9 protein-coding genes and 1 pseudogene are annotated in these 12,271 nt (G+C 66.6%); 6 read left to right on the top strand and 4 right to left on the bottom strand.

Annotation, left to right across the window (positions count from 1 at the left end):
- Window positions 1–441 precede the first annotated feature (441 nt).
- Complete coding sequence (locus GEM_RS18760) at window positions 442–876, bottom strand: universal stress protein (RefSeq protein ID WP_014898946.1); 435 nt, start codon at window positions 874–876, stop codon at window positions 442–444.
- A gap of 404 nt (window positions 877–1,280) precedes the next feature.
- On the opposite strand from GEM_RS18760, the gene GEM_RS18765 reads away from it, so the two are divergent.
- From GEM_RS18765 to GEM_RS18785, 6 genes and pseudogenes are all read left to right on the top strand, one after another.
- A complete protein-coding gene (locus GEM_RS18765; protein ID WP_014898947.1) occupies window positions 1,281–2,765 on the top strand; it encodes an amidase in 1,485 nt (494 codons plus the stop codon).
- A gap of 254 nt (window positions 2,766–3,019) precedes the next feature.
- A complete protein-coding gene (locus tag GEM_RS18770; protein WP_014898948.1) occupies window positions 3,020–3,712 on the top strand; it encodes a hypothetical protein in 693 nt (230 codons plus the stop codon).
- Window positions 3,713–3,841: 129 nt separating this feature from the next.
- Window positions 3,842–4,675 (top strand): arylamine N-acetyltransferase family protein, encoded by an 834-nt coding sequence (locus GEM_RS18775; protein ID WP_014898949.1) that lies wholly within the window; start codon window positions 3,842–3,844, stop codon window positions 4,673–4,675.
- A 117-nt stretch (window positions 4,676–4,792) separates the two neighbouring features.
- Window positions 4,793–4,969, top strand: a complete 177-nt coding sequence (locus GEM_RS18780; protein WP_014898950.1) for a hypothetical protein — start codon at window positions 4,793–4,795, stop codon at window positions 4,967–4,969.
- Window position 4,970: 1 nt separating this feature from the next.
- Window positions 4,971–5,051, top strand: a pseudogene (locus tag GEM_RS32525) (VOC family protein); the annotation flags it as partial.
- Between the two features lie 25 nt (window positions 5,052–5,076).
- Entirely contained in the window at window positions 5,077–5,937 is an 861-nt protein-coding gene (locus GEM_RS18785) for a class I SAM-dependent methyltransferase (protein ID WP_014898952.1), read from the top strand.
- A 15-nt stretch (window positions 5,938–5,952) separates the two neighbouring features.
- Here GEM_RS18785 and GEM_RS18790 read toward each other — a convergent pair whose 3' ends face one another.
- From GEM_RS18790 to GEM_RS31370, 3 genes are all read right to left on the bottom strand, one after another.
- Window positions 5,953–10,794, bottom strand: coding sequence for an NAD-glutamate dehydrogenase (locus GEM_RS18790; RefSeq protein ID WP_014898953.1), 4,842 nt, complete (start codon window positions 10,792–10,794; stop codon window positions 5,953–5,955).
- A 159-nt stretch (window positions 10,795–10,953) separates the two neighbouring features.
- Window positions 10,954–11,175 (bottom strand): hypothetical protein, encoded by a 222-nt coding sequence (locus GEM_RS18795; protein ID WP_041490742.1) that lies wholly within the window; start codon window positions 11,173–11,175, stop codon window positions 10,954–10,956.
- 12 nt (window positions 11,176–11,187) lie between these two features.
- The gene (locus GEM_RS31370; RefSeq protein WP_148283863.1) at window positions 11,188–12,102 is read right to left on the bottom strand and encodes a hypothetical protein; all 915 of its coding nucleotides are present in this window, start codon (window positions 12,100–12,102) and stop codon (window positions 11,188–11,190) included.
- Window positions 12,103–12,271: the final 169 nt, after the last annotated feature.

Raw genomic sequence — 12,271 nt, forward strand, 5'->3', positions numbered from 1 at the left:
TACGAGCAGGGCGAGACGGTCGCACCGGCAGTCAAAGCGATAGCATGAATGCATGTTTTAACGGAACGCGATGTGCGGCGAGCGATGAGCGCACCGGTTCCTGGTGAAGCAGGTATGTGTTGAACATCGCTATCGAAATAGTGAGGAATCCAAATGCTTAACGTGTCTTCCGTCCTGATCAGTCTGGCACCGATGTGGGCAATTCTGCTGGTCGCCTCTTCCGCCGCGACCTATCTCGTGTTCTGGCGCAAGGTCATCAAGTAAGCGCTGTCCTGCGCACCGGATACAGCCGTCACGCGGCATCGGCAAAGCAACGACCCGCCGAAGCGGGTCCGTGATGTCCATGTGATCCGGCTGGCGCGCGTCGCCGTGTGCGCGGTGAAGCAGCGCAATGCGGGACGCGGCGAACCCCGCGACGACGCAACCGTTGAGCTGCACGGCTCATTGCACCGCCGTCACCGGCACATTCGAAATCCGCACCAGTCGCGCCATCACGCTGCGACGGAACATCGACAGCAGCATGTGAAACGGATCGTGCCGCGGCGCGACGACGACGATTTCGTCACACCCGGTCTCGGCCGCCACGGCCGCGATCGTGTCGGCCACCGGCCCGACCTTCTTCACGACGCTGTACCGGGCGCCGGCCTCCTGCACCATCCGCTCGGCCATTGCCAGATCGTCGCACGCAAACTTGTCCTCGATCGCGCGCAGCCGCGACAGCGGGTGAAACGCCTCGAGCCGAGTCGCTTCGAGCGGCGCCTGTACGTTGATCAGCACGATCTCCGACGCGCAGCGTTCGCGATACAGGAATGTCGCGTGACGAACCGCCTGAAGCGAGCGGGGCGAGTGGCCGACCGGAACCAGCAGCTTGAGCATCGAGGGTGCCTCGGGATCGACAGGCTTCCAGCGTAGCGCGTGACCGGATGGCGCGACCTAAAGAGTCCGGGCGGCGGCGTAAAAAGATCGTCAACGCGCACCGGGTCGGGCAGCACCTGATAGAAATATAAGAAATTTAAGTTTATGCGCATAAACGTTTTCATCGGCCGGTCGGCCTGCCGGGCGGGCTGGCGGCTCAGTGCGGGTAATCCCGAGGGCCTGCGCGCCGATTTAGTCGAATCCTCAATGAATCGCTGCGGAAAATATCGGAGGTCGGCCATTCGGCGTCGCGTAGAGTAGTGCATCGGCCGCGGCGCGGTCCCTCCCGGCCGCTCACAGCTGCTCGGAACGGACCGCCGCCGCCACGCGGCCCGTCATTCCATTCCGATTCCAGGAGACCTCGCATGCCGCATGGCGCCCCGCAGCTTCTTGCTCCCGCATCCATCACCGTCGACCCGATCGTGCGCCTGCCGGCCGGCGAGCTCGCGTCGGCGATCCGCAGCAAGGCGGTCTCCTGCGTTGAGACGATGCATGCGTATCTCGATCACATCGAACGCGTGAATGGCGCGGTGAATGCGCTCGTCTCGCTGCGCGATCGCGCCATGCTGCTCGCCGAAGCCGCGGAAAAGGATGCCGCGCTGGCCCGCGGCGAGTATCACGGCTGGCTGCACGGGATGCCGCAGGCGCCGAAGGATCTCGCGATGACGAAAGGGCTGCGGACGACCTACGGCTCGCCGATCTTCCGCGATAACGTGCCGCAGGCCGATGCGGTCGGCGTCGGGCGGATGCGCGCGGCGGGTGCGATCTTCATCGGCAAGACCAATACGCCGGAGTTCGGCCTCGGTTCGCATACGTTCAATGAAATCTACGGCGCGACGCGCAATCCGTACGACCTGACCAAGAGCGCGGGCGGCAGCAGCGGCGGCACGGCCGCGGCGCTGGCCGCGCGGATGCTGCCGGTCGCGGACGGCAGTGACTTCGGCGGCTCGCTGCGCAATCCGGCCGCGTTCTGCAACATCTACGGCTTCCGTCCGTCGCAGGGCCGCGTGCCGCGCTGGCCGGGCGTCGACGTGTACATGCAGCAGCTCGGCATCGAAGGGCCGATGGGCCGCACGGTCGGCGACGTCGCGCAACTGCTCGCGATCCAGGCCGGCTACGACCCGAACGATCCGCTGTCGCTCGCGGAGGATCCGGCCCTGTTCGCGAAGCCGCTCGACAAGGACCTGCGCGGCGAGCGCATCGCGTGGGTCGGTGACTGGAACGGCTATCTCGCGACCGAGCCGGGCGTGCTCGCGCAGTGCGAAAAGGGCCTCGCGACGCTGCGCGAGATCGGCTGCGACGTCGATGCCGCGCTGCCGGCGTTTGCGCCGGACCGGATCTGGCGCCTGTGGCTCGCGCATCGGCATCTGCTGTCCGGCGGCGGGCTGCTCGCGCACTATCGCGATCCGGCGCGGCGCGCGCTGCTGAAGCCCGAGGCGATCTACGAGGTCGAAGGGCTGCTCGCGATGCAGGGCGCGGCGGTGTTCGACGCGAGCATCGAGCGCACCGCATGGCATCAGGCCGTGCTGAGCTTCTTCGATCGCTACGACTTCATCGCGGCGCCGACCGCGCAGGTATTCCCGTTCGACGTCGACCAGCGCTGGCCGAAGGAAATCGCGGGCCGCACGATGGACACCTACCACCGCTGGATGGAAACGGTCGTGCCGTGGACGCTGGCCGGCTGCCCGGTGATCAGCGTGCCGGTCGGCTTCAACGACGCCGGACTGCCGATGGGGATGCAGCTGATCGGCCGGCCGCGTGCCGATCTCGCGGTGCTGCAGCTCGCGCGCGGCTACGAGCAGGCGGCCGACTGGGTCGGCCAGCGGTTGCCGGGCTGGATGGCGGCATAACCCTAACGCCCATTGCAGCGCCGACGCCGGAACCCGGCCGGAACAATATTGATGCCGACAAGGAACGAATCCTGATGCGCGCTTGATATCGCGCGGCAAACACCGATGAATGCGCACGCCGACGTGAGACAGCGGCGGAATTGCAAGCGGCCGCGGCCGGCGATTTCGTTTCGATGTGTTTCAGTCGTTGCGGCGGCGCGCGACGCGCTTCGAAAATGTTGACCTCAATGATTCGGGCACGAGGGAAACAACAGATGAAGCACATTGGCGCGACGGGCAAGCACCTGGCATCGGCGGGCATCGCTATCGGCATCCTGCTGGGCGTGAGCGGCACCGCGCATGCGCAGCTCGACCTGCAGTCGATCGGATCGGCGCTGCTCGGCGCCGGGCAGCAACAGGCCGCACCTGCGCAGGGTGGTGTCGCGCAGCTGCTGCAGGCGTACGTCGGCGCGAACCAGCAGGTGCTGGTCGGCCAGTCGTCGCTCGCGTCGGCGATGGGGCTCAGCGGCGCGGCCGGGCAGGCGCAGCAGGCCGCCGGCCTGCTCGGCGGCGGCAATGCGTTGACGCCGGCCGCGCTGTCGCAGATGGGCGGCGCGCAGCAGTCGGTGTCGCAGGCGCTCGGCCAGGCGTTCGCGAGCGGCGGCGCCACGCACGGCCAGGTAGACAAGCAGGCGTTCAGCAACGGCCTCGCATCGCTCGGCCAGGGCCTCACGCAGTATTCGCAACTACAGTCGGGGCTCGGCAATCTCGGTTCGACGAGCGCCGCGTCGCTGCTGCAGGCGGGCCTGAATCCGCAGAACATGCAGGCCGCTTCGTATATCGCGCAAAGCGCGCCGGGCCAGTTGCAGTCGCTCACGTCGACGCTCAGTCAGGCCGTGCAGTTCGCGACGAGCCAGGGCATTTCGGTGCCGTCGGTCGCGTCGTCCGCGCTGAAGCTGCTGCCGTAACGTTGCCGAACCGCGCGCGGCGGCGCTGCGGCGCTGGCGTCGCGCGCGGCGATCCGGAATGGCCCCGCGCAATGTGGGGGATATCGCTCGATGCTATCGTTGCGTGTTCCCCGTTCCCGGTGCCGGTTCATGACTGACTCGTTCGACCTCTCGCGCTACTTCGCCCGCATCGGCTACGACGGCCCGGCCGAGCCGACGCTCGACGTGTTGCGCCGGCTGCATCTGCTGCATCCGCAGGCGATCCCGTTCGAAAACCTCAATCCGCTGACCGGCGCGCGTGTCGCGCTCGACCTGCCCGAGATCGTCGACAAGGTGATCGGGCGTCGTCGCGGCGGCTACTGCTTCGAACTCAACAAGCTGTTCTACACCGCGCTCACGACGATCGGCTTTCGCGTGACGCCGCTGATCGCGCGCGTGCGCTGGATGCGGCCGCCCGAGATCGTCACCGCGCAGACGCACATGCTGCTGCGCATCGACCTCGACGGCGCGGCCTGGCTCGCGGACATCGGCTTCGGCAGCGCGACGCTGACCGCGCCGCTGCGCTTCGTGCCGGGCGAGCGGCAACTGACACCGCATGGCGCGTTTCGCGTCGTCGACGCGCCGGTCGACGGCGAATTCGACATGCAGTTCGAGATCCCCGACGGCTGGCAGACGACCTACCGTTTTTCGCTGAAACCGGCCGAGTGGATCGATTACGACGCGGCGAACTGGTTCACGTCGACGTATCCCGAATCGATCTTCGTGAACGACCTGATCGCATGCCGCGTGCTGCCGGACGGCCGCGCGGCGCTGTTCAACACCGCGCTGACGCTGCGCGACGCGGCGGGCGCGGGGCGCACCGTCACGTTCGACGACGCCGCGGCGTGGGGCGCGTGCCTGCGCGACACGATCGGTATCGATACGGCCGGCTTCGATCTCGACGCGCTGTTCGCGCGGGTGGCGGCGCGGGCGAACAGCATGTGAGCGCGTTGCGAGCGGCGGTGCGGCGGCATGGGCGGGCGTTGACGTCCGCCGCGCGCCACGCCGCCGATTCCGGTTCCCTGACTGACGTCGGCTAGATTGCTGGCATGGCTGGCCTCCATGACCGACGAAGAAGTGAAGCAGTTCAACGTGTACCTGCCGCTGAGCCCGATCCGGCAGGTCAAGCATCGCGCCATCGAATCGGAGCAGTCCTTGTCCGCGCGGGTTGCCGACGCATTGCGCGCGTACCTGGCCGCGCCGCAACCGGGGGGCGGGCCGTCCACCAAGGAGGAGTGACATGTCATCAGAGCAAATCGAAGCCGTGTTCCTGACGACGCACAACCGGGGCAAGTCGGCGAAGTTCTTCCCGGTGCCTGGCAAGCCGAACGCGTGAGGCCGCGGCGATGACCGACCTCCATCCGGACGCCCCCGACAGCACCGCCGCGCGCGTCGCGCTGTGGCGCGCGCTGCACGTCGAACTCGATGCGCCGCCGCACGTGCTCGCCGACGAAGTCGGCCTGCGCCTGCTCGCGCCGGAGCCGGGCTGGCAGCAGCGCGGCGACATGGATCCGCAGTTCACGCGGCCGTTTCGCGCGTCAATCGTCGCGCGGGCGCGTTTCATCGAGGATCTCGTCGTCGAGCAGACCGCGCGGGGCGTGAGCCAGTACGTGATCCTCGGCGCGGGCCTCGACAGTTTCGTGCAGCGCCGGCCCGAGATGGCGGCGCGCCTGACCGTCTTCGAAGTCGATCCGCCCGCGCCGCAGGCGTGGAAGCGCCGTCGCCTGGCCGCGCTCGGTTTCGGCGTGCCGGACTGGCTGCGGTTCGTGCCGGTCGATTTCGAGGCGCAGCAGTCGTGGCGCGACGCGCTCGTGCGCGCGGGGTTCGACGCGGGCAAGCCGGCGGTCGTGGTGTCCACCGGCGTCAGCATGTACCTGACGCATGCAGCGAACGCGGCGGCCTTGCGCGAAGTCGCGTCGCTCGCGCCGGGCTCGACGTTCGCGATGACCTTCCTGCTGCCGCTGGAACATGCCGATCCGGACGTGCGCCCGGGGCTCGAGTTGGCCGCGAAGGGCGCGCGCGCGAGCGGCACGCCGTTCATCAGCTTCTTCATGCCGGCGGAGATCCGCGCGCTCGCGACCGAAGCGGGCTTTGCGCAGGCCGAGCATGTGTCGGCCGCGGATCTCACGCGCCGCTACTTCGCCGATCGTACCGATGGCCTGCGTCCGCCGAACAACGCGGAAGAACTGCTGGTCGCGACGGTGTGACGCCGGCGGCACCCGTTACGCGCGTTCGAGCACGGCCATCTCGCGCACGATCACGAGCAGTACCGCGAGGCTGGCGCCGCCCGACGCGCGCAGGTCGGCGAGCAGGTGCTCGTAGCGCTGCAGCGCGGCGTCGCGGCGTTCGCGCCACGCGTGGACGATCGTGTCGGGCGCCGTCGAATCGGCCGATTCCGCGAGCGCGCTGGTGGCGAGCGTGCGCTTGAGCCGCGCGACTTCCGCGAGCGCGGCCGCGCGCGCCAGCATGTCCCAGTGCGTCGGGGTCGGCAGCGATGCCGCGCGTTCGCCGATCCATCCGTAGTTCAGCAGCGTGCCGAGCGAGAAGTAGACGCCCGCAACCAGTTCGAGGCTGCGATCGCAGGTCGTGGCCACTTCGGCGATGTCGAGCAGCGCGGCCGAGATGTCGCCGCTGGCGACGCGCACCGCGAGCGCGCTGTCGACGCCGGCGTCGACCAGCATGCGCTGCCGCTCGGACAGCGCTTCGAGATCGCAGGCCGGCAGCAGCGACGGCAATTGCGGAGCGATGCGCTGCACCGCGTCGCGGCAGCGGGCGATCAATCCGGCGACGCCGCCGTCGGCCACCGCGCCCGACTGCAGATGCCGCAGGAACCACAGCGCCGCGCGCTCCAGCAGCCGCGCGACGTCGACGAACATGCGCGCCTGCACGTCGTCGGCGACACGGTTGTCGAGCGCGTCGATGTCGCGCCACACCGCATCGAGATCGAACACGTCGCGCGCCATGATGCATGCGCGCACGATGTCGCCCGGCTTTGCGTCGGTTTCCTCCATCAACCGATGCACGAACGCGCAGCCGACCCGGTTGACGAGCGCGTTGGTCAGGTGCGTCGCGAGAATCTCGCGGCGCAGCGGGTGGCGGCGCATCGGTTCGCTGAAGCGCTGTTGCAGCGGCTTCGGGAAATAGTCGACGAGCATCGCGGCGACGAGCGGATCCTCGGGCACGTCGGTTTCGAGCAGCGCGTCGTAGAGCCACATCTTGCTGTACGCGAGCAGCACCGCGCGCTCCGGCGACGTGAGGCCCTGTTTCGCGGCTTGCCGTTCGGCGATGTCGTCGTCGGTCGGCAGGAACTCGATCACGCGGTTCAGGCGGCCCGCGCGCTCGAGCCAGCGCATCAGGCGCGCCTCGGCGTCGAGCAGCTCGACGCTGTAGCGGCCCGCGATCGACAGCGCCTGCGTCTGGTAGTAGTTGTCGCGCAGCACGAGCAGCCCGACCTCGTCGGTCATTTCCGCGAGCAGGGCGTTGCGCTGCTTCTCGGTCATCTCGCCGTCGGTGACGACGAGCCCGAGCAGGATCTTGATGTTGACTTCGTGATCGGAACAATCGACGCCGGCCGAGTTGTCGATCGCGTCGGTGTTGATGCGCCCGCCGCGCTGTGCGAACTCGATCCGGCCGAATTGCGTGCAGCCGAGGTTGCCGCCTTCGCCGACGACCTTGCAGCGCAGGTCCGCGCCGTTCACGCGCACCGCGTCGTTCGCACGGTCGCCGACCTGGAGGTGGGTTTCGTGCGCGGCCTTCACGTAGGTGCCGATGCCGCCGTTGTACAGCAGGTCGACCGGCGCCTGCAGGATCGCGCGGATCAGCTCGGTCGGCGGCAACGCTTGCGCGTCGATGCCGAGCATGGCCTGCACGGCCGGCGACAGCGGGATCGTCTTCGCGGTGCGCGGGTAGACGCCGCCGCCCGCCGAGATTGCGGTGGTGTCGTAATCGGCCCAGCTCGAGCGTTCGAGCGCGAACATCCGCTGGCGCTCCGCGAAGCTCGCCGCCGGGTCGGGGTTCGGGTCGAGGAACACGTGGCGGTGATCGAACGCCGCGACGAGCCGGATATGCGGCGACAACAGCATCCCGTTGCCGAACACGTCGCCCGACATGTCGCCGACGCCGACCACGGTGAAGTCGGTCGTCTGCGTATCGACGCCCATCTCGCGGAAGTGCCGCTTCACCGATTCCCACGCGCCGCGCGCCGTGATCGCCATCTTCTTGTGGTCGTAGCCGACCGAGCCGCCGGACGCGAACGCGTCGTCGAGCCAGAAGCCGTATTCGTGCGAGATCGCGTTCGCGTAGTCGGAGAAGGTGGCGGTGCCCTTGTCGGCCGCGACCACGAGATACGGGTCGTCCGGGTCGTGCCGCACCACGTCGGGCGGCGGCACGATCGCGTTGCCGGCGAGGTTGTCGGTCAGGTCGAGCAGGCCGCGCAGGAACGTCTGGTAGCACGCGATGCCTTCGCGCATCCACGCTTCGCGATCGCTCGGCGGCGGCGGGTTCTTCACGACGAAGCCGCCTTTCGAGCCCACCGGCACGATCACGACGTTCTTCACCATCTGCGCCTTCATCAGCCCGAGCACCTCGGTGCGGAAATCCTCGCGGCGATCGGACCAGCGCAGGCCGCCGCGTGCGACGCGGCCGCCGCGCAGGTGCACGCCCTCGACGCGCGGCGAGTACACCCAGATCTCGAACATCGGCTTCGGTTCGGGCAGGCCGGGCACCTTCGCCGGATTGAACTTGAACGACAGGTACGGCTTCGATTCGCCGTTCCCGTCGTGCAGGAAATAGTTGGTGCGTTCGGTCGCGTTGATCACGCCGAGGAACTGGCGCAGGATGCGGTCCTCGTCGAGGTTCGGCACCTGGTCGAGGGCCGTCTCGATCGCCTTCAGCAGGCGTTCGGCCTGCACGTCGCGCGCGCCGCCGGTGGCCGGGTCGAAGCGCAGCAGGAACAGTTCGACGAGCTGCCGTGCAATCGCCGGGTTGCCGGTCAGCGCGCGCTCGATGTACGCATCGCTGAACGTCGAGCCGACCTGCCGCAGGTATTTCGCATACGCGCGCAGGATCGTGACCTCGCGCGCGCTCAGGTGCGCGCGCAGCACGAGGCGGTTGAAGTCGTCGTTCTCGATCCGGCCGCTCCAGATCCGGTCGAACGCGTCCTCGAACAGGCCCTTCACGCGCTCGATGTCGAACTCGGTATCGTCGGCAAGTTCCAGGCCGAAGTCATGCACCCACGCATGCGCGCCATCCTGCGCCTGGATCCGGTACGGCCGTTCCTCGTCGACGCGCACGCCGAGATGCTCGAGCATCGGCAAGCTGCGCGACAGCGCGATCGGGTCGCACGCGCGATATACCTTGAAGCGGAACGCGCGCGCCTCGGCCTCGATCGGGCGGTACAGGTTCATCGCGAGCTGGCCCGACTCCTTCACGCGCTCGATCAGCTCGATGTCGCGCACGGCCGTGCGCGCCGGATAGTCGTCGCGATAGCCGGCCGGGAACGAGTCCGCATAGCGCTGCAGCAGGCGGTTGCCTTGCTCTTCGCCGAAGGCGTCGAGCAGCGCGTCCGCGAGATCGTCCTGCCAGCGGCGCGTGACCTGCACGAGCCGCGTTTCGAGCTCGCGCGTATCGACGTCGGGCATCGTGCCCGGTTCCGCATGGACGACGAAGTGAATCCGCGCGATCGCCGATTCCGACAGCAGCGGCGTGAATTCGACGTTCACGCCGTTGTACGCGTCGACGAGCAGCTTAGCGATGCGCCGGCGCAGGTCGGTGTTGTACTTGTCGCGCGGCACGAATGCGAGACACGACACGAAGCGGTCGAAGCGGTCGCGCCGCACGAACAGGCGCGTGCGCTGGTGTTCCTGCAAGCGCAGGATGCCGAGTGCGATGTCGTAGAGCTGGTCTTCGTCGGCCTGGAACAGCTCGTCGCGCGGATAGGTTTCGAGCACCGTCACGAGCGACTTGCCGAGATGCCCCTTCGGCAGAAAGCCCGCGCGCCGCACGATGTTCGCACACTTGCGGCGCACGATCGGGATCTCGGCGCTCGACACCATGTACGCGGTCGACGTGTAGAGCCCGATGAAGCGGCGCTCGCCGATCACCTTGCCGTCGGCGCCGACCAGTTTCACGCCGACGTAGTCGAGGTAGCCGGGCCGGTGCACGGTCGCGCGCGAGTTCGCTTTCGTCAGGAAGATCGGCCAGGGGCCGGTGATGATCTCGGCGGCGGCCGGCGGCAGCGGTGTCACGTCCGGCGCGCCGGGCGGGCGCAGCGATTCGCGCAGCAGGCCGAAGCCCGAGCCTTCGACGCCGCGCAGGCCAAAGCCGGTGCCGTCCGACACGAGCGAGTAGTCGCGCTGGCCGAGGAACGTGAAGTGGTCGGCGGCCATCCATTCGAGGAATGCGCGCGCCTCGATGTCTTCCGCGGTCGATTCGCGGGCTTTCATGTCCTTGATCGTTGCGCGCGCGATGTCGACGATCTTCGGCCAGTCCTCGACCGATGCACGCACGTCGCGGAGCACGCGCGCAATGTCGTCGCGCAGCGTGTCGAGCAGCGCGGCGTCGCCGCAGCGGTCGACTTCGAAGTGGATGAACGACGCGAGCTGCGACTGGCCGTCGCCGGGCGTCGCGCCGCCGGCGTCGACGCGCTCGATGCTGCCGTGGCTGCCGCGCCAGATGCGGAACACCGGGTGCAGTGCCGAGTGCAGCGCGAGCCCGAGGCGGTTGACGGCCATCGTCACCGAGTCGACGAGGAACGGCATGTCGTCGTTGACGATCTCGATGACCGTGTGGTCCGAGTGCCAGCCGTGCTGTTCGAGGATCGGGTTGTACACGCGAAGCCGCTCGCTGCCGGGCACGAACTTCTGGGCGGTCTGCCAGTGCGCCATCGCGGCGCCGTACAGGTCGGCGATGCCGCGACTCTGCAGATCATCCGCGTCGACGAAATCGTAGTAATGACGCAGGAATGGTTCGACGATCCGGAACGTGGCTTCGGGCAGGCGCCCACGCGCGAATTCGACGACATCGGAGAGCAGGTGTGCGACGACTTCCTCGTTCTTCGCTTCCATGGCGGTCTCCTGGTCAGGTGGCCATTGGCTGCTGCGTGTGTCCGGCATTATGCGCCGATTGATGCGCCGATTGCGTGATGGAGCGATGTGCGGGCGCACAACGCGGAGCAGGGAAGGGAAGCTGCATGCAACGCCGGTGCCCGGCGTTGCACGGGAGGGTCAAGCCAGGTCCGGTGGCTTCAGGTCGGGGTGCCGCGCGTAGAGCGGATTCATGAAGTCGAGCAGCATCGTGGTCAGCAGTTGCGACACGAATTCGCGGTAGGCGACGAATTCCGAATCCGGACACGACGCCTTGACTGTCAGCAGGGAGCGATCCAGATCGGCTCCCATTTGCAAGATCATGTCGTTAAGGACACTTGCGATTTGCTTGTCTGAGATCACTTGTTCGCCTTTTTAGCATCCCGCCAACGCATTACAACTGTTGACGCAGTTCCAGAACTTGAATCCGAAGTTGCCGGTGGGCAAAGTCATTGCAGAACATTTTGCCCGGCACAATGCCCGCCATTGTGCACAGGCGGAGGTGTTTCGGGGCTCCGGCGTCGTGTTGAGCACGCTCGCACTGGCCTCGGGACCGACGAAAATGAAGGTTGCCGACTCTCGTTCCGTCGTATAGACGACAGCCAGATCCTCCGAGAATAGCAATGCGGCGTCAATTGTTTGCCCGACAGTCGTCCGGCAGGCCGCCGTTGCTGGTGATGCCGTCACGCGATATGCATTTTCCTGATTGGATGATTTTATCTTTCCGGTCAGTCTGCATTTGCCAATATCGATGGACACGTCCACGAGGTTCGGGGCGATCTGGAGTTGCATCGAGGTACCGGAAACCACCGCGGACCATTTTCCGGGGCGGATGACGGCTCGTACCTTATGGCGAGGCCGGTAGGGTTTCGCGACAAAGCTCGTGGTTTCGCCGTCGATGCTTAGCATGACACCGATCGATTGGCTGCTCGTCTCCTGAATTCCGATCGTGATGTCTGACGAAATCGACGTCCACGGCACATATTCGGTACTGGTCGGGCCGTTTTGTCGATCGTAGACAACGTACCCTGAAATGTTATTCTTGTTTCCGTAGACAATTAGAAAACGGTCGTTGGAAATCTTGACGATTTTGTAGTTTGTACCGTTTTCGAAGGTTTCCCATGCCTGGCCGACAGAGGGAGGGGCTGCTCCGCCGGATGCTGTTGGTAACGAGCTGCCGAAACCGGCGCTCGAGAAGGAAATCAATGAAAGCAGCAGTGCGGCGAAATAGCCTTTAAGCGTCATGATTTTCATGGCGTCCACCTGCAATGATGAGTTGAAGATCGGCATGATTTTGATTGCCGGGGTTCATTGCTGGCGGTGACACCACTGGTGGCGATCAGCTGGCTAGATTTTTTCTGATTCTGATGCAATGCATTTGATTCGTTATGCAGATTTATATACAGAAAATCCGGACGTGCCTGCGCTTACGGAAGCTAATTGCCGTGAGGCTAATTGT

It is taken from the genome of Burkholderia cepacia GG4, from assembly GCF_000292915.1.
GTDB classification, from domain to species: Bacteria; Pseudomonadota; Gammaproteobacteria; order Burkholderiales; family Burkholderiaceae; genus Burkholderia; species Burkholderia cepacia_D.